The organism is Pseudomonas sp. FW305-3-2-15-C-LB1 (assembly GCF_058787615.1).
On record NZ_JBYSZX010000034.1, the window covers coordinates 1 to 15,743 of the forward strand.

19 protein-coding genes and 1 pseudogene are annotated in these 15,743 nt (G+C 59.9%); 10 read left to right on the plus strand and 10 right to left on the minus strand.

Going from position 1 to position 15,743, the window contains the following annotated elements:
- Positions 1–369 precede the first annotated feature (369 nt).
- From AC3WP7_RS29825 to AC3WP7_RS29835, 3 genes and pseudogenes are all read left to right on the plus strand, one after another.
- A pseudogene (locus AC3WP7_RS29825) lies at positions 370–2,378 on the plus strand (ribonucleoside triphosphate reductase).
- Positions 2,379–2,409: 31 nt separating this feature from the next.
- Positions 2,410–2,565: an anaerobic ribonucleoside-triphosphate reductase gene (gene nrdD, locus AC3WP7_RS29830; protein ID WP_093123442.1), complete on the plus strand. Its 156-nt coding sequence runs from the start codon at positions 2,410–2,412 to the stop codon at positions 2,563–2,565.
- Positions 2,562–3,257 carry an anaerobic ribonucleoside-triphosphate reductase activating protein gene (locus AC3WP7_RS29835; RefSeq protein ID WP_102593230.1) on the plus strand — a complete coding sequence of 232 codons (696 nt, stop codon included), beginning with the start codon at positions 2,562–2,564 and terminating at the stop codon, positions 3,255–3,257. Before nrdD ends, AC3WP7_RS29835 begins: the two co-directional genes overlap by 4 nt.
- Before the next feature lie 195 nt (positions 3,258–3,452).
- Here AC3WP7_RS29835 and AC3WP7_RS29840 read toward each other — a convergent pair whose 3' ends face one another.
- The 4 genes from AC3WP7_RS29840 to AC3WP7_RS29855 are packed head-to-tail and all read right to left on the minus strand — an operon-like array spanning position 3,453 to position 6,498.
- Entirely contained in the window at positions 3,453–4,799 is a 1,347-nt protein-coding gene (locus AC3WP7_RS29840) for a 4Fe-4S binding protein (RefSeq protein WP_102593229.1), read from the minus strand.
- Positions 4,796–5,635 (minus strand): FTR1 family iron permease, encoded by an 840-nt coding sequence (locus AC3WP7_RS29845; protein WP_102593228.1) that lies wholly within the window; start codon positions 5,633–5,635, stop codon positions 4,796–4,798. Before AC3WP7_RS29845 ends, AC3WP7_RS29840 begins: the two co-directional genes overlap by 4 nt.
- A 9-nt stretch (positions 5,636–5,644) precedes the next feature.
- Positions 5,645–5,968, minus strand: a complete 324-nt coding sequence (locus AC3WP7_RS29850) for a cupredoxin domain-containing protein (RefSeq protein WP_093123429.1) — start codon at positions 5,966–5,968, stop codon at positions 5,645–5,647.
- Entirely contained in the window at positions 5,968–6,498 is a 531-nt protein-coding gene (locus AC3WP7_RS29855; RefSeq protein ID WP_093123425.1) for an iron transporter, read from the minus strand. The genes AC3WP7_RS29850 and AC3WP7_RS29855 overlap by 1 nt, the downstream gene beginning before the upstream one ends.
- 179 nt (positions 6,499–6,677) lie before the next feature.
- Between AC3WP7_RS29855 and AC3WP7_RS29860 the strand changes: the two genes are divergently transcribed.
- Entirely contained in the window at positions 6,678–6,896 is a 219-nt protein-coding gene (locus AC3WP7_RS29860; RefSeq protein ID WP_102593227.1) for a DUF3079 domain-containing protein, read from the plus strand.
- 19 nt (positions 6,897–6,915) lie between these two features.
- On the opposite strand, the gene AC3WP7_RS29865 is transcribed toward AC3WP7_RS29860, so the two are convergent.
- Positions 6,916–7,392, minus strand: a complete 477-nt coding sequence (locus tag AC3WP7_RS29865; protein WP_092245471.1) for a PA2171 family ribosome-binding persister protein — start codon at positions 7,390–7,392, stop codon at positions 6,916–6,918.
- Positions 7,393–7,658: 266 nt separating this feature from the next.
- On the opposite strand from AC3WP7_RS29865, the gene AC3WP7_RS29870 reads away from it, so the two are divergent.
- Positions 7,659–7,865 carry a PLDc N-terminal domain-containing protein gene (locus tag AC3WP7_RS29870; RefSeq protein WP_071491707.1) on the plus strand — a complete coding sequence of 69 codons (207 nt, stop codon included), beginning with the start codon at positions 7,659–7,661 and terminating at the stop codon, positions 7,863–7,865.
- 61 nt (positions 7,866–7,926) lie between these two features.
- Here the strand turns inward: AC3WP7_RS29870 and AC3WP7_RS29875 are convergent, their stop codons facing one another.
- Entirely contained in the window at positions 7,927–8,487 is a 561-nt protein-coding gene (locus AC3WP7_RS29875; RefSeq protein WP_071491706.1) for a type 1 glutamine amidotransferase domain-containing protein, read from the minus strand.
- 193 nt (positions 8,488–8,680) lie between these two features.
- Here AC3WP7_RS29875 and AC3WP7_RS29880 point away from each other — a divergent pair, with 193 nt between their 5' ends.
- From AC3WP7_RS29880 to AC3WP7_RS29890, 3 genes are read left to right on the plus strand one after another with little or no spacing between them, the layout of a single operon-like run.
- Positions 8,681–8,893, plus strand: coding sequence for a hypothetical protein (locus tag AC3WP7_RS29880; protein ID WP_093530759.1), 213 nt, complete (start codon positions 8,681–8,683; stop codon positions 8,891–8,893).
- A gap of 2 nt (positions 8,894–8,895) precedes the next feature.
- Positions 8,896–9,327, plus strand: a complete 432-nt coding sequence (locus tag AC3WP7_RS29885) for a DNA methylase (protein WP_071491704.1) — start codon at positions 8,896–8,898, stop codon at positions 9,325–9,327.
- Positions 9,324–10,061: a DUF72 domain-containing protein gene (locus AC3WP7_RS29890; RefSeq protein WP_102593226.1), complete on the plus strand. Its 738-nt coding sequence runs from the start codon at positions 9,324–9,326 to the stop codon at positions 10,059–10,061. Before AC3WP7_RS29885 ends, AC3WP7_RS29890 begins: the two co-directional genes overlap by 4 nt.
- Here the strand turns inward: AC3WP7_RS29890 and AC3WP7_RS29895 are convergent.
- The gene (locus AC3WP7_RS29895; RefSeq protein WP_093123406.1) at positions 10,026–10,811 is read right to left on the minus strand and encodes a DeoR/GlpR family DNA-binding transcription regulator; all 786 of its coding nucleotides are present in this window, start codon (positions 10,809–10,811) and stop codon (positions 10,026–10,028) included. The two genes, AC3WP7_RS29890 and AC3WP7_RS29895, sit on opposite strands and share 36 nt — an antisense overlap.
- 121 nt (positions 10,812–10,932) lie before the next feature.
- Between AC3WP7_RS29895 and AC3WP7_RS29900 the strand changes: the two genes are divergently transcribed.
- A complete protein-coding gene (locus tag AC3WP7_RS29900) occupies positions 10,933–12,093 on the plus strand; it encodes an alpha-hydroxy acid oxidase (RefSeq protein WP_102593225.1) in 1,161 nt (386 codons plus the stop codon).
- 192 nt (positions 12,094–12,285) lie between these two features.
- On the opposite strand, the gene AC3WP7_RS29905 is transcribed toward AC3WP7_RS29900, so the two are convergent.
- Positions 12,286–13,212: an alpha/beta hydrolase gene (locus AC3WP7_RS29905; RefSeq protein ID WP_092245485.1), complete on the minus strand. Its 927-nt coding sequence runs from the start codon at positions 13,210–13,212 to the stop codon at positions 12,286–12,288.
- A 245-nt stretch (positions 13,213–13,457) separates the two neighbouring features.
- On the opposite strand from AC3WP7_RS29905, the gene AC3WP7_RS29910 reads away from it, so the two are divergent.
- Positions 13,458–14,045: an NUDIX domain-containing protein gene (locus AC3WP7_RS29910; RefSeq protein ID WP_071491699.1), complete on the plus strand. Its 588-nt coding sequence runs from the start codon at positions 13,458–13,460 to the stop codon at positions 14,043–14,045.
- Positions 14,046–14,261: 216 nt separating this feature from the next.
- On the opposite strand, the gene AC3WP7_RS29915 is transcribed toward AC3WP7_RS29910, so the two are convergent.
- Both AC3WP7_RS29915 and AC3WP7_RS29920 read right to left on the minus strand, forming a co-directional pair.
- Positions 14,262–14,678: a hypothetical protein gene (locus AC3WP7_RS29915; protein ID WP_071493052.1), complete on the minus strand. Its 417-nt coding sequence runs from the start codon at positions 14,676–14,678 to the stop codon at positions 14,262–14,264.
- Positions 14,678–15,743 (minus strand): RHS repeat domain-containing protein (locus AC3WP7_RS29920; RefSeq protein ID WP_146012728.1); only part of this gene is annotated, 1,066 nt, incomplete at its 5' end. The genes AC3WP7_RS29920 and AC3WP7_RS29915, both read right to left, overlap by 1 nt.

Below are 15,743 nucleotides of genomic sequence, written 5' to 3' on the forward strand. Positions count from 1 at the left end.
GGCAGTGGGTCAGTCACTGATGAGTTGGCTGACACACCGCCATCGGGGGCAAGCCCCCTCCCACAGTTTGATCTCCATACATCAGTTAGATATCCGCCTGCTTTTGATCTGGCTTTTGATTTTGATCTTAGGCGGCCCCCCAAATCACTGTCGAATTACGGGCACACCGAGCCTAAGCGAGGTGCCGAGTGTTAGGGCAAGAGCGTTTTGCTTACTTTTGTGCTTTTCAAAAGTGAGCCGCCGTTACCGAAGAAACGGATATGCCCCCGATCTGAAAAACCTTGACCCCGATCAAGGGCACCCAAGACCAATCTTCGTAATATCACCGCATATTGTGTTTAAAGACTAAAAAATACCTATATGTAGTGTTTGGAGCCTCCCCAATGCAAACCACGCTCACCCCCCTGGCCAGCACCCGCCTGCACAAACGCGACGGCACGCTCGTCCCCTTCGACGCCGAAAAAATCCGCCAGGCCCTGATCGCCGCCGGCACCGCCACCGGCGAATACCAGCCCCCCGACGTCGACCTGCTGCTGGGCGCCGTTCTGGCCCGCCTGAGGGGCATCGACCAACTGGACGTCGAACAAATCCAGGACAGTGTCGAACGCGTGTTGATGGACGCCGGCTACTTCCTGTCGATGCGCGCCTACATCGTCTACCGCGAACAACACGGCCGCCTGCGCCGCGACCGCAAGACCCTGGTGGAAGTCGCCACCTCCATGAACGAATACCTCGACCGCGAAGACTGGCGCGTGCAGGCCAATGCCAACCAGGGCTACTCCCTCGGTGGACTGGTGCTGAATGTGGCGGGCAAGGTCACCGCCAATTACTGGCTGGATGAGGTCTACAGCGAGCAGATCGGCCGTGCGCACCGCGAAGCCGACCTGCATATCCATGACCTGGACATGCTCGCCGGTTACTGCGCCGGCTGGTCCCTGCGTTCGTTGTTGCACGAAGGCCTCAATGGCGTGCCGGGGCGTGTGGAGGCCGGGCCGCCCAAGCACTTGAGCAGCGCGCTCGGGCAGATGGTCAACTTCCTCGGCACCCTGCAGAACGAATGGGCCGGTGCACAGGCGTTCAGTTCCTTCGACACCTACCTGGCGCCCTATGTGCGCAAGGATCAGCTGAGCTATCCGCAAGTGCGCCAGGCGGTGCAGGAGTTCATCTACAACCTCAACGTGCCGTCACGCTGGGGCACCCAGACGCCGTTTACCAACCTGACGTTCGACTGGGTTTGCCCCGAAGATCTGCGTGAACAGGTGCCGGTGATCGGCGGCGAGGAAATGCCGTTTGCCTATGGCGACCTGCAAGCCGAAATGGCGTTGATCAACCGCGCCTACATCGAAGTGATGCAGGCCGGGGACGCCAAGGGCCGGGTGTTCACCTTCCCGATCCCGACCTACAACATCACTCATGATTTTCCCTGGGACAGCGACAACGCCGATCGCCTGTTCGAGATGACCGCACGTTACGGCCTGCCGTACTTCCAGAACTTCCTCAATTCGGACATGCAGCCCAACCAGGTGCGCTCGATGTGCTGTCGCCTGCAACTGGACGTGCGCGAATTGCTCAAGCGTGGCGGCGGGCTGTTTGGCTCGGCGGAGCAGACCGGCAGCCTGGGGGTGGTGACCATCAACTGTGCGCGCCTGGGCTACCTGTTCAAGGGTGACACCTCGGGCTTGCTGCAACGCCTGGACAGCCTGATGGACATGGCCATGGAGAGCCTGGAGGTCAAGCGCAAGGTGATCCAGCATCACATGGACGCCGGTCTCTACCCCTACACCAAGCGCTACCTGGGCACGCTGCGCAACCACTTCTCCACCATCGGCCTCAATGGCATGCACGAGATGCTGCGCAATTTCAGCGGCGATGAACAGGGCATGCACACCGAGCAGGGCCGCGCCTTTGCGCTCAAGTTGCTCGACCATGTGCGCGCCACCTTGCTGCGCTTCCAGGAGGACACCGGCCATCTCTACAACCTGGAGGCGACGCCGGCCGAAGGCACCACCTATCGCTTCGCCAAGGAAGACCGCAAGCGCTACCCCGGCATCCTGCAGGCGGGCAGCGATGTCGCGCCGTACTACACCAACTCGTCGCAACTGCCGGTGGGCTTTACCCAGGACCCGTTCGAAGCCCTGGAACTGCAAGACGAACTGCAATGCAAATACACCGGCGGCACCGTGTTGCACCTGTACATGGCCGAGCAGATTTCCTCGACCCAGGCCTGCAAGCAGTTGGTGCGCAAGGCGCTGGGGCGTTTCCGCCTGCCGTACCTCACGGTGACGCCGACGTTTTCGATCTGCCCGGTGCATGGCTATCTGGCCGGTGAACATGAGTTCTGCCCCAAGTGCGATGAAGTGCTGGCAGCCGCCCGTTAAACCAAGCTTTTCAACCCCAAGGAGATTCACCATGCAAGTATCCCAGCCACAACGTCAGCGCTGCGAAGTCTGGACCCGGGTGATGGGTTATCACCGGCCGGTGTCGGCGTTCAACCCCGGCAAGCAGTCCGAGCACAAGGAGCGCGTGCACTTCACCGAAACGGCTGCGGCGGCCGGGCGTCAATGAGCCGAGCGCTACGGGTCGGGGGCCTGGTGCCCCTGACCACCCTCGACTACCCCGGCATGCTCGCCTGCGTGCTGTTCTGCCAGGGCTGTGCCTGGCGTTGTCGTTATTGCCATAACCCGGACCTGATCCCGCCGCGCGCCGGCACGCAAGTGGATTGGCGCCGGGTGCTGCTGTTTCTGCAACGGCGCCGGGACCTGCTCGATGCCGTGGTGTTCAGCGGCGGCGAGCCGACCTTGCAGGAAGGCTTGCCGGCGGCGATGGATGAAGTGCGGGCGATGGGTTTTCACATCGGCTTGCACAGCGCGGGGATCAAACCGGCAGGGTTTGCCAATGCGTTGCGTCATGCCGACTGGGTCGGGTTCGACGTGAAGGCCCTGGCCGAAGACTGCCAGTCGATCACCCAGGTCAAGGGCAGCGGCGCCGCCAATTGGCGTAGCCTCGACACTTTGCTCGCCAGTGGCGTGGACTATGAATGCCGCACCACGGTGCATTGGCACTTGATCGACCCACCCCGGTTGTTGCTGCTGGCCCAGCGTCTGCAAGCCACCGGTGTGCAGCGCTTCGCCGTGCAAATGGTGCGCACCGTCAGCATGCTCGACCGGCAATTGCCGAGTGCGCCGGCACAGGCCGCGTTACCCGAGCTGTGGGGCCGTTTGCGCGAGTTGTTTCCCGCGTTTGTCTTGCGCGGGTGATCACCCTACGCCTTGCACGACCTGGCTGGCCCCCAGCCATGCACCGCAGCAGTGCGCGGGTTGGCAAATGTGGGAGGGGGGCTTGTCCCCGATGACGCAGTATCAGTGACAGATGGACTGGCTGACCCACTGCCATCGGGGGGCAAGCCCCTTCCCACAGTTTCAATCCTGGCAGGTTCTGATATAGCGCTTGCTTCAGTGGGCCCAGCCCCAGAACTGCAGCCACCAGCCATAGCCGATCAACCCGGTACTCATCAGCATGCATAGGAACGCCCGTCCGCGAGGCAGTCCCTCGAGTCGTTGCCACGCCAACCACAGGCACCAGCCGATCGCCGCCATCAAGATCCCCGCTCGCAGCGGTTGCACCCACGCCAATACCAAGCCTTCATACCGCAACAGCTTCACCGTGGTCGCCGACAACCCCAGGAACAATCCTGCGCCCGCCAGGGGCGTCAACGTCAATGCCAGGGGCCGAAACATTGCGCCATCACTCGCCCAGCGCGCAGCCAGGTGCAACAACAGCCAGCACCCGCCGCCCACCACCAGCGAACTGGCGGCCAGATACAGCACGATGCACGCCCCATCCAGCCAACTGAAACTGTCATTGAGTTGCGGATAATGGGTGAGCAACCACCAGGGGGCGTTGTCTTGCAGCGGCCATAGCCAGTCGCGGCTCACCATCCACTCGGCCAGGTGTTGCTTGAGGGCGATGAACCAGGGGCTCAGCGTCCACTGAAACGCGCCCATGGCCAGGCCGATCACGCCGAACAGCAGCAGGCGTACGTCCCAGGCCGAACCGTGTTGCAACGGAGCCTGCAGAATTTCCTGGTTGCATGAGCGGGCGATCAATTGCACCGCGCCGCGTTGCCCGTTGCAGCGGCCGCAGGCGTGGCATTCGCTGGCGCCTTGCAGGCGACGGATGTCCAGCAGCGGCGCGCAGTTGGGCAACGACAGGCGCGGCGCGGCGTTGGCCTTCCAGCGTTGTTCATCCACGGCGAAGTGCACCGGCGCCAGGCGGGCGAGCAGGGCGAAGACGCCGCTGACCGGGCACAGGTAGCGGCACCAGACGCGTTTGCCGCGCACGAACAGCAGGCCCACCACAACCGCCGCGAGAGTCGAGCCACCGAGGATCAGCAGCGCGGCCGGGGCGTAGTCGTACACGCTGATCAACTGGCCATAGAGCGTGGTCAAGCAAAAACCCAGGGTCGGCCAGCCGCCCCAGCGTAGCCAGCGCGGAATGCCCAGGCCGCGTCCGTGCTGGCTGGCCCATTCGCTCAAGGCACCTTCCGGGCAGAGCACGCCGCACCACAGGCGCCCGAACAGCACCATCGACAGCAACACGAAGGGCCACCAGAGGCCCCAGAAGATGAATTGTGCAAGCAGCGTGAGGTTGTTGAGCAGGCGCGCCTGGCTGTCCGGCAGGGGCAGCAGCGTCGGTAACACCAGCAGCACGGCGTACATCAGCACCACCATCCATTGCACGATTCGGATCAGCCGCCCATGGCGGCGCATGCCATCGCCCAGTCGCTGTAGCCAGCTCATGCGGCTTGCCGTGACCGGCGCAGGCCGTTACCCACCAGCAGCCAATAGCCGAGCAACACCATTACCGTGATCAGGCTGGGCGCGGCACGGTAGCCGGCGAAGTCTGCCAGCAACGCGCCCAGGCCATGGCTGTCACTGAGCAGCAGGCTGCTGTCCCAGCGGCTGTCGCCAAAGGCCGAGTAGACCCAGTCGGGCATGTCCATCGCCAACAGTTGCCCACTGATGCGGTCCACCGCAGACACCAGCAAAGCGCCGCCCAGCAGCAACAGCAAGGCTTCGCTGATGGCAAAAAAACGTGCCCAGGAAATAAAGCGTCGGCTGCTGCGCAACAGCACCACGCTCAGCCCGGCCAGCAGCAGCCCCAGCACGCCACCGACGGCGAACAGGCCCAGAGCTTCGTCGTGCAGACGGGCACCGGCGCCATACAAAAACACCACGGTCTCGCTGCCTTCGCGGCTCACTGCCAGCAGGGCCAGCAGCAACACGCCCCAACCGCCGTGCCGGGCCAGGTGCTGGTCGGCTTCATTGACCAGCCGGTGTTTGAGCGTGGGCGCATGGCGATGCATCCAGAACACCATCTGCACCATCAGGCCGCTGGCGGCCAGGGTCAGCGCCGCTTGCAGCCATTCACCCTCGGGGCCGGTCATGGTTTCGCCGGCCCACAGCATCAACCCCGCCAGCCCGGCGGAACCGAGCAGGCCCAGCAGGATGCCGGCCCAGAGGTAGCGGGCCAGGCGTGAGCGACCGGCCTGGCAGCTGATCCAGGCCTGCAGAATGCCGATCACCAGCAGCGCCTCGACGCTTTCGCGCCACACAATAAACATCGATGTGTTCATCAACAGCTCCTATTCGGCGCGGATGCTGCCTTGGGGCAGTTGGGGGTTGAATTCGTCGAAGAACGGATAGGTGCCTGGCTTCAGAGGATGGATCACCACAAAGGTGGTCACCCCAGGGGACAAGACTTTCTCCACCCGCAACGGTGTGCTCTCGAATTCGGCCGGGCCTTGGCCGAGGTTCTTGAGTACGATCTTGAAACGCTCGCCGGCCTTGACCGCCAACTGGGGCGGCGTGAAGCGGCCGTCTTGCAGAGTCAGCTCATAGCTGGGCAAAGGCGCCACCAAGGCTGCACCGTTCAGCGAAAAAACGCCGAGCAGCAGGGCGCGGCGCATCAATAGCCGCCTTTCTTGCCGATGCCGGCATAGACGAATTCGTAATGCACTTCGCAGCGTTCGAACCAAGGGGCGACGCCGGTTTCCTTGTCGGTGTGACGGCCCAGGAAGGGGTGGCCGGAAGGAGGGGTAACGGTGAAGGTCAGGCTGTACTTGCCCGGCCCTTGTAGTTTGACGTTGTCGCCATAGTGCGGGCCGTCATTGGCGACCATGGCGTGGAAGTCACCGTTGATGGGCGGCGTGTCACCTTGTTTTTTCAGCGCGAAGGACAGGTTCAGGTAAGGCACGAAACTGCCTTCCTGAAAGCCTTGGGCGTTGTCTGCCGTGGCGCGCACATCGGCTTCCAGGTGCACGTCGGAATCGGCGGTGGCGCGCATCATGCCGGCGGGGGCCATCTCGATCGGTTGCAGGTACACCGCACCGATTTCCAGCCCCGGGCAGTGTTGCGGTTCGCCGATCGGGTACTCCTTGGCGGACACCGCGAAGGTGGTCATCAACAGGAGAATGGGCAGCAGGGATGAGGTACGCATGAGGGCTTCCTGACGGGAAAGGGGAGAGGGCCCGAGTCTAGGAAGGTCTGCCGTGAATAATAATGATTCTTGTCAAATTTGCAGGATATTTCATGATTGCCCGGCTTGATCCGTGTCAAGGCCGGGTTGGTATCGTGGCATTAGACTTGACCTACAGTTCACCGGTAGGAAGCTGCTTCATGGCCAAGCCATTTCCGCTGCATCCCAAACACCCTGAACGCATCTGCTGGGGGTGTGACCGCTATTGCGGCGCCTCTGACCTGGCCTGCGGCAACGGTGCCGACCGCACCATGCATCCGGCCGAAATGCTCGGTGATGACTGGTACGAACAGGGCGATTGGGGATTGGCGCCGAACCTTCGCCAGCACCCGGCACCGAAGCCCCGGCACTACCCGTGAGGCTTCGGTGAAACATGCTTCAGGCTGCCAGGGTCTTGGTTGCCTGCTGCTTTTTATGCGCTGTTTTCATCGCTTCCATCTCGGCGCCCAGTTCTTCAAGTTGTGCTTTCCCGAGTAATTTTCGCGCTTGAGGAAACATCTCGCTTTCCTCCTCTTCGATATGGTGTTCCAACAGCTCCTTGACCACTTTGACCCGGCCGGAAAACTCTGTTGTCGAAGGTTCGGTCTGCTTCAGGTCGGGCAGTACCAGGGCGTCGACGGTACGGTGCTCTTCCTTGGCCTCGTGATACATGATGTCTTGTTCCTTGCCCCCGGCTTTTCTGAACGCCGGGTACAGGATTTCTTCCTCCAGCTTGGTGTGCAGGCTGATTTCCGCTTCCAGCTTGGCCAGCAGTTCAGTGCGTTTCTTGACCCCGCGTTCGGTGGATTCACTCAGTTGAGTCAACAGGGCTTTGACGCGTTCGTGGTCGGCTTTGAGCAGGTCAATCGCATTCATGGGTGACACCTCACGGGAAAGTCAGGGCGTGTCGAAATGCACGCCTCGTCCAGTGCAGGAGTGCATCAGGTGTACCAACCTGAGCTTTTTGAAATACCTCTACAAATTCAATGGCCTACAGCGAGTGCGTGACGGTGCTGTTCGTGCAGGTTGCATGGTTGGCCCTGTGGCGCATTGCATTCCACCACGGCGCAAGGTTCGCGCAAATTTAAATGAACCCTCACGGCCGATGCTTGACCTAACGCATACGACCTAGGAGGTGAAGCATGGAAATTCAATATATCTGGATTGGGCTGGCGGTGATTCTGTTGCTGCTGGAGTTGTGGGCGATCAATATCGTGTTGCGCAGCACGGGGGGCTGGGAGTCCAAAGGATTATGGCTGGTGGTGCTGATTTTTGTGCCGCTGTTGGGGCTGATCGCCTGGGCGATGTTCGGGCCGAAACGGGAAATGCCGGAGCATCGTAAAAGCTGAGGCATCAGCCCATAAAAAACAGGCGCCTCGACGGCGCCTGTTTTCGTTCAGCACTCGGGCATCAGCTTGCCACAGCCCTCGCAATTGCCTCATTGAATGCCGGCAGATCGTCCGGCGTACGCGAAGTAATCAGGGTCCAGCCGTTGGCCTTGCATTCCTTGACCTCGGCATCGACCCAGCCGGCGGCACCGGCGTTTTCCAGGTCAATACGCACGCTCTTGTAGGAGGTCAGGGTCTTGCCCTTGATCACGCCTGCGTCAATCAGTGCCCAGGGTCCGTGACAAATCGCCGCTACGGTTTTACCCGCCTGCACGAATTCGTTGATCAGCTTCAACGCGGCTGCATCCTGGCGAAGCGTGTCCGCATTGACGGTGCCGCCGGGAATGACCAGTGCATCGAAATCAGCACCGGAGAGCTCGGACAGTTTTGCAGCGGATTCCACCGTCTGGTCTTTCTCGGTGTCGCCGACGAAGGTCTGTGTGGTGCCGCCCTTGCTGGAGGCGTGGGTCACCGTCGCGCCATGCCCGCGCAGTGCTTCCAACGGTTTGAGCAGTTCATCGCGCTCAATGCCGGTATTGGAGGTGATAACCAGAATATTCTTGCCGTTTAGGTGTGAACTCATGATCGAGTGTCTCCAGTTTGGGAATGGGATCTGAGAGAGTTGATCCAGCGCGGGCGACAAAGGTTTAAATTAATTTGCGCTTATTTTCCGGGCGGTTGGCGCGGGCAATTTCCTTGAACTATCCACATCGGCGGGCCTCTGCTGCTTAAGCGCCCGTCATTTTCACGGGCCTTCAATTGACTGGAGACTCACCATGAATGCCGATAAAACCCCAGCACCCATCAGCTCTGAAGAAGCCCAGCGGGGCACCGACAAGGCTGACAAGGGCCAGACTCTGGAACGCCCGAATCCCGAGACCGAAACCGTCGATAAAGTAGTGACGCCCACCGAGATCAAGGACATCGAGCGTCAGACCGATGCCATCAATGAACAGGCCGCCAAGGCCGAGCGCAAACTGGGCCACTGAACATGGCCCGCGCCATCAGCGCGTCGGAGTTGGGCATTGAACTCAAGCCCGGCGACGACCACAGTCTGTTCAAGTGGTTTATCGCCAGCTTCCTGATGGGCAAGCGTATCCAGGCACCGATTGCCGCGCAGGCCTATAAGGTGATTGTCGAGGAAGAAGGCCGTGACACTGCGCGCAAGCTGCAGCACTGCACATCGCGTGAATTGGTGGCCATGCTGGGACGCGCGCATTACGTGCGCTATGACGAAACCACCGCGCAACGCTTGCTCGACCTCAGCGCCAGGTTGAACGCCGAATACGCCGGCAAGATCACCCATATGCGCAGTGTCAGCGAAAGCCGTGAGGCCTTCGAAAAACGCCTTGGGGAATTCGACGGGGTGGGCCCCAAGACCATCGAGATTTTCATGCGCGATGCTGCCAAGGTGCTGTTTTGACTGCAGCTCCCTATGTGGGCTGTGCCGGCTGGAGTTTGCCGCGTGAATACTGGCCGAGGTTCAGCGGTGAGGGCACGCACCTGCAGCGCTATGCTTCACGCTTCAATGCGGTGGAAATCAACAGCTCCTTCTATCGTCCGCACCTGGCGAAGACGTATGCACGCTGGGCGGATTCGGTACCCTCAGGCTTCCGTTTCTCGGTCAAAGTGCCCAAGCGCCTCACTCATGAGCTGCGCCTGCAAGGCTGTGAGGCTGCACTGGATGAGTTTCTTGGGCAATGCCTGCAACTGGGCGAAAAGCTGGGTTGCCTGTTGGTGCAATTACCGCCTTCGTTGCATTACGAACCGCTCGTTGCCAGCGCATTCTTCGCGGCGTTGCGCCAACGTTTCATGGGCCACGTAGTGCTTGAGCCACGTCATGGGAGTTGGCTTGCGGCTGAGGAGATGTTGCGCCACCTGCAGGTCGGGCGAGTGGCGGCCGACCCGCCGCTTATTGCGTCGGGAGACACACCGGCCGGTTGGCAGGGCGTGCGTTATTGGCGCCTGCACGGGACGCCGCGCATTTATCACAGCGGCTATGGACCTGAACGGGTCCAGGCCTATGCCCGTTTGGTCAGCGCGTCCATGGAGGATGGCGTGCCCACCTGGTGCATCTTCGACAACACGGCCAGCGGCCTGGCAACCTCCGATGCGCTGTGCCTACTCGACCTCTACCCGCAGCACTTCCACACCTAGCTGTTCATACGCTTGCACATTCGGCACGTGCCATTCGGTAATCAACGTGTGTATGCGGCTGCACGGTGCCACCACAAACGGCTCCACGGCGCCGATCTTGTCGGCCATGGTCACCGCCACCACATGGGACGCACTGTCGAGCAAGGCTTGCTTGACCGCGACCTCGTCAAAATGCAGCGAACTGATACCGACTTGCGGATGCAGCGCGCACACGCCGGTAAACAGCAGGTCGGCCTTGATGCTCTGGATCAACCGCACGGTTTCATGGCCGCTGGTGGACAGCGTCGCCGGGTTGAGTTGGCCGCCGGTGAGGATCACTTTTACATCGGGATGGTCCGCCAGGGCGATGGCGATCATCGGCGAGGTGGTGACCACCGTCAGGCGGATCGAGTGCGGCAAGGACTGAGCGATCTGCAGGGTGGTGGAGCCGGAATCGAACAGCACGATCTGGCCATCCTCGACCCGTTCGGCGGCCAGGCGGGCGAGGTGGCGCTTGGCGTCGTTGGTTTCGCCCACTCGGGTGAAAAAATCCTTGCCGGTGTCTTTGGGTCGGGGCAGGGCGCCGCCGTGCACGCGTTGCAGCAGGCCGGCAGCGGCGAGCTCGCCAAGGTCGCGGCGGATGGTGTCCTGGGACACGGCGAAGTGCTCCACCAGCTCCGAGGCGGTGACTTTGCCGTCGCGTTCCAGCAGCAACAAAATCTTCTGTTTGCGCAAAGAAGGCAGGTCGATGGCTTGATGGGTGTTGTGCATGGTTTTGCGTCTTTTTGCGGGTTTGTGCGAGATTAGTCGTCTCATGCCGTAAACGCAATGGCTGGTTGTGCGGGCGATGGGCGGTTACTCTCAGCATTCAGTCCAGGGAGAGGTGACCTAGATGTCGTTGATCACAACCATCGAAGATTTACGCAAGCTCGCGCAAAAACGTGTGCCACGGATGTTCTACGACTATGCCGATTCCGGCTCCTGGACTGAGAGCACCTACCGCGCCAACGAAAGCGACTTTGCCCGCATCAAGTTCCGCCAGCGGGTGGCGCGCAATATCGACGAGCGCTCGATCCGCGCCAGCATGATCGGCCAGGACATGGCCATGCCCGTCGCGCTGGCGCCGACCGGTTTGGCCGGCATGCAGCATGCCGATGGCGAGATTCTCACCGCCCGCGCTGCCGCTGCATTTGGCCTGCGCTACACCTTGTCGACCATGAGCATCTGTTCGCTGGAAGACATCGCCGAGCACGTCGGCCAGCCGTTCTGGTTCCAGTTGTACGTGATGCGCGACCGCGCCTTTATCGAGCAGTTGATCGAGCGCGCCAAGGCCGCCGGCGTGGATGCATTGGTGCTGACCCTCGACTTGCAGATCCTCGGGCAACGCCACAAGGACTTGATCAATGGCCTGTCCGCGCCGCCCAAACTGACCCTGCCGAATATCCTCGACATGGCCACCAAGCCGCGTTGGGTGATGGGCATGCTTGGCACTAAACGGCGCGGCTTCGGCAATATCGTCGGGCATGTTAAAGCCGTGGCCGACATGAGTTCGCTGTCGTCCTGGACCGCCCAGCAATTCGACCCGCGCCTGAGTTGGGACGATGTGGAGTGGATCAAGCAGTGCTGGGGCGGCAAGTTGATCATCAAGGGCATTCTTGATGTGGAGGATGCACGCTTGGCCGCAAATGCCGGTGCCGATGCGCTGGTGGTGAGCAACCACGGAGGACGGCAATTGGATGGCGCGCCGTCGAGCATCAGCCAGTTGCCGGCGATCGTGGCGGCGGTGGGGGAGCGCATCGAGGTGTGGCTCGACGGCGGCATTCGCTCCGGCCAGGACGTGCTCAAGGCGGTGGCGTTGGGTGCCAAAGGCACGATGATCGGCCGGCCGCATTTGTATGGCCTGGGGGCGATGGGCCAGGCGGGTGTGACCAAGGCGCTCGAGATCATTGCCCGCGAGTTGGACGTGACGATGGCGCTGTGTGGGTATAACGATATACGCGATGTGAATCGCGAAATTTTGTTGCCGGGGACATTCCCGGAAAACGTTTGCTGAGCAAAAAAAGCGTAAAAAAATAAAAAGAGTTGTCCACGAAAACCGTGGGTATCTCTGTGGATAACTTTGCGAAGCCCCGGCAGGGTTGGCGATTTAAGCCAAGATCAATATTTGATCAACTTCGGATTTGGCCCAGCATGGCCTGGGTTTGCGCTTGACAGGCAAGCACGAACCCAGTGCCGAAAAACATTTTTACGAGTCGCCGTTGCGGCCTGTGGAGTGGGTGACAACCTGCGTCGGCATCTTCGCTTGCATCAGTTTGTCCAGCGCCTGGCCATAACTGCGACCGGCCAGGCTCATGCTGTTGTTGTGGCTGGCACCGGGCACCAGTAACAGCCGCTTGGGCTCCCGGGCGGCTTCAAACAACTGCTGGCTGAAGCGCGGCGGTACGTAGCGGTCGTCAAGGCCATGCACCACCAGCAGCGGCATATGGATGTCGGCGATCTTGTCGATGGAGTCGAACTTCTGTGACAGCAACCAACGCACCGGCAGTGAGGTATTCGCCACGGCGGTGGCCACATCCGCCAGCGACGTAAAGGTGGATTCGATGACGAGGCCACGTACCGGCAACGGTGTCTGTTTGCCCAATTCGGCAGCCAGGTCGATGGCTACCGCGCCCCCCAGCGAGTGCCCGTAGATCAGGCGTTTCTGTGGGTCGGGTTGCAGCACCTGGAAGCGTTCCCATGCGATGCGTGCGTCTTCGTACACGGTGGTTTCCGACGGCAGCTCGCCGTGGCTCTTGCCGAAGCCGCGATAGTCGATGGCCAGCACCGAATAACCCAGGGCGTGCAGTTGCTCGATGCGAAACAGCTGCCCGGTGAGGTTCCAGCGCACGCCGTGCAGGTAGAGGATCGCGGGAGCATCTTTCTTGTCCGCCGGGTACCACCAGCCATGGATGTTCTGCCCCGATTTGAAGCTGGCCGGCTTGAGTTCGAATTCCTGCACCGCCTTGGGCAAGCCGCTGTACCAACTGGCGGTGCCTGGCTCGATGCGAAACACCAGTTCGCGTTCCTTGTGTTGCAGCACGGCGCAGCCCACCGGCAGGCCGACGATCAGCAGCGCCATGCACAGCAGGGGAAACCAGCGCAGGCTCAGGCGCGAGAAAAAACGTGAGGACATGAAGGTTCCAGGTAAAAGGTCAAGCAGGGGTTTTACCAGATGGCTTGCCCAGGCAGGTATTAATTCGACAGCCGCCCATGGGTGTTTCTTACAAAGTGTTACTGCATTGAACAAGACGTGCAGAGATTGTTAGGGTGGGTAATCGTCACCGGCGACGCATGTGGGTTACATCCTGCGCGCCAGCAATGATCCATTTGCCTGGGATCGCATGAAACAAACACTCGCCCTTTCTTGAGAGTACGACCATGGACACCAGCCCCGTTCGCATCACCGCCGAAGAGACCCTTTCGAAGAACTGGTACCTGCTGAAAAAGTACAGCTTCGACCTGCGCCGCCGCGACGGCAGCTGGCAAACCCAGACCCGCGAGGTGTACGACCGCGGCAATGGCGCGACCATCCTGCTGTACAACCGCGCCCAGCGTACGGTGTTGCTGATTCGCCAGTTCCGCATGCCGACGTTCGTCAACGACTACCATGGTTACCTGATCGAAGCGGCGGCCGGGCTGCTGGATAACGCCAGCCCCGAAGAGCGCATTCGCCTGGAGGCCGAGGAAGAGACCGGCTATCGCGTCGGCCATGTCGAGAAAATCTACGCAGCGTTCATGAGCCCGGGGTCGGTGACCGAGCGGATTCACTTTTTCATGGGGGAGTACCAGCCGGGTGATCGGGTTGGGACTGGCGGTGGCTTGGAAGAGGAGGGCGAAGATATCGAAGTGCTGGAGCTGGGCTTTGAGGAGGCTTTGGCAAGGGTGCAAAACGGCGAGATTGTGGATGGCAAGACCATCATGTTGTTGCAGCATTTGGAGTTGCGGATGCTTAAAGAGGGTTGGTGAACTCCCTTTGTTTGGGTGATCCCGCTTGTTGTGGTTCGCAGCCTTCCTGTGGTGAGCAGGCTTGCCCTGCGTTGGGCTGCGCAGCAGCCCCAAAACAGACAATGCGGGGTTACCTGAAAACACCCATCGCCTGGACTGGGGCCGCTTCGCGGCCCAACGCAGGGCAAGCCTGCTCGCCACAGAGGGTCGGTGTTGCCTTGGAGGGCGGTGTTTGGGTTACCAGGTTGACTGGTCTTCGAGGCTGGCTTTTTGGAGGTCTTCTTTCCAACTGATTTGAGCGAGTTGATATACATCCACTAAAAATTCTCTAGGGTTTTCAAGTTCGTACCATTCTTCTCTTGGCCATGACGCGGCCTCATCTTCATTTATATCGAATAAGCTCTGGAAGTCATAACTTTCATTGTTCAGGCTGCTTTCTAGGGCCTTGATCAAAACATATTTATGTCTGTAAGAAAGGTAGCTTAAATTCAGGGCGTAATTTTTTATGAGGAACTCTCGGTCGGCTCTTTCGTTTGGATTATATTTCTCCAGGTCTAGACCTGGCCCTTGCTCTTGATCATATATATCAAATACACCAATGAACCATTTCAGGCTAGGATCGAACGGCTCATTTAAAAATGGGTTTTTCAACATTATTTCTTCTCGGCTGGAAAGGCGGTAAATGGCCTGGTGTTATTTTTTTTATCAAATTTCACTTCGAACCAGTTTAGGTTTTCATTAAGGGTTGGGCTTTCAACCTGTTTTTTGTTAGGGCGATAGCCTCGTCCTGCTCCGGGTAATTCCAGCTTGAGCATCGGATTTTTATTGTGATCCATTCCGTTGAACGGATCTAGCCCAAGCGATTCACGTGTCAACGCCTTGTTCAATGCGTTGAGTTGCATTTTCCAACCATGAAACTGAGAGCTTAAGTTTCCTTTCGCTCCAGGCTTATGCAATCCGGTGCTCGGGTCTGTTCCATCAATTGCTCTCTGTTTTAGCGCAGTATCGGTGATCTCAGGGCCGTGCTTGGCGACAGTGTGCATGTCATATTTTTCTTCAAGTTCTAACACGCGTCGTTTTGCATTTGCCTCAGTTAGGGCCCCAATTCGTTCGCTTCGATCTTTCCTTGTTAGCCTCGGTAGTGCTGGCTGACTTTCGTTGGCCCTGGCTTTTATAATTGGGTTTTCGACCTCACTGCCGGGCTTGCATTCACCGGCGCCAGGACATGAGCTGAGCCCTAACGGGTCTACCCATCCGGTAGGGTTGGGCACGTACTGGTAGGCATTGATCCCACCCGGCAGCTTCACCGGGTCCGGCGTCAGGTAACGACCAACATCCGGATTGTAGTAGCGATGGCGGTTGTAGTGCAGTCCGCTTTCCTGATCGAAATATTGACCCTGGAAACGCAGCGGATTGTCGACTTTTCCGATGTCGAGGCGGGTGATTTCCCCGTAGGCGCGGTAATGCGCGGACCAGACGATTTCGCCATCCAGGGCGGTGAGTTCTTGCGGCGTGCCGAGGTGGTCAAGTTGGTAGTGATAGGCCTTGGTTTCCTTGGGGCCGAAGCCTTCCAGCAAGGCTAGCGGACGAAAGCTGTCCGGTTCGTACAGGTAGCTGCGGTGGCGGTCCTGGTGGTGTTCGGCAATCAGTTTGTCGCCTTGCCAGAAGAACTCGGTGGTAATGCCGTCGACGGTTTTACTGATACGCCGCCCAAACGGG

Bases quoted from the DNA above. Each gene is read 5' to 3' on its own strand.
- nrdD (WP_093123442.1), top strand. From the start codon at position 2,410: ATGCAAGTATCCCAGCCACAACGTCAGCGCTGCGAAGTCTGGACCCGG.
- AC3WP7_RS29835 (WP_102593230.1), top strand. From the start codon at position 2,562: ATGAGCCGAGCGCTACGGGTCGGGGGCCTGGTGCCCCTGACCACCCTC.
- AC3WP7_RS29840 (WP_102593229.1), bottom strand. From the start codon at position 4,799: ATGAGCTGGCTACAGCGACTGGGCGATGGCATGCGCCGCCATGGGCGG.
- AC3WP7_RS29845 (WP_102593228.1), bottom strand. From the start codon at position 5,635: ATGAACACATCGATGTTTATTGTGTGGCGCGAAAGCGTCGAGGCGCTG.
- AC3WP7_RS29850 (WP_093123429.1), bottom strand. From the start codon at position 5,968: ATGCGCCGCGCCCTGCTGCTCGGCGTTTTTTCGCTGAACGGTGCAGCC.
- AC3WP7_RS29855 (WP_093123425.1), bottom strand. From the start codon at position 6,498: ATGCGTACCTCATCCCTGCTGCCCATTCTCCTGTTGATGACCACCTTC.
- AC3WP7_RS29860 (WP_102593227.1), top strand. From the start codon at position 6,678: ATGGCCAAGCCATTTCCGCTGCATCCCAAACACCCTGAACGCATCTGC.
- AC3WP7_RS29865 (WP_092245471.1), bottom strand. From the start codon at position 7,392: ATGAATGCGATTGACCTGCTCAAAGCCGACCACGAACGCGTCAAAGCC.
- AC3WP7_RS29870 (WP_071491707.1), top strand. From the start codon at position 7,659: ATGGAAATTCAATATATCTGGATTGGGCTGGCGGTGATTCTGTTGCTG.
- AC3WP7_RS29875 (WP_071491706.1), bottom strand. From the start codon at position 8,487: ATGAGTTCACACCTAAACGGCAAGAATATTCTGGTTATCACCTCCAAT.
- AC3WP7_RS29880 (WP_093530759.1), top strand. From the start codon at position 8,681: ATGAATGCCGATAAAACCCCAGCACCCATCAGCTCTGAAGAAGCCCAG.
- AC3WP7_RS29885 (WP_071491704.1), top strand. From the start codon at position 8,896: ATGGCCCGCGCCATCAGCGCGTCGGAGTTGGGCATTGAACTCAAGCCC.
- AC3WP7_RS29895 (WP_093123406.1), bottom strand. From the start codon at position 10,811: ATGCACAACACCCATCAAGCCATCGACCTGCCTTCTTTGCGCAAACAG.
- AC3WP7_RS29900 (WP_102593225.1), top strand. From the start codon at position 10,933: ATGTCGTTGATCACAACCATCGAAGATTTACGCAAGCTCGCGCAAAAA.
- AC3WP7_RS29905 (WP_092245485.1), bottom strand. From the start codon at position 13,212: ATGTCCTCACGTTTTTTCTCGCGCCTGAGCCTGCGCTGGTTTCCCCTG.
- AC3WP7_RS29910 (WP_071491699.1), top strand. From the start codon at position 13,458: ATGGACACCAGCCCCGTTCGCATCACCGCCGAAGAGACCCTTTCGAAG.
- AC3WP7_RS29915 (WP_071493052.1), bottom strand. From the start codon at position 14,678: ATGTTGAAAAACCCATTTTTAAATGAGCCGTTCGATCCTAGCCTGAAA.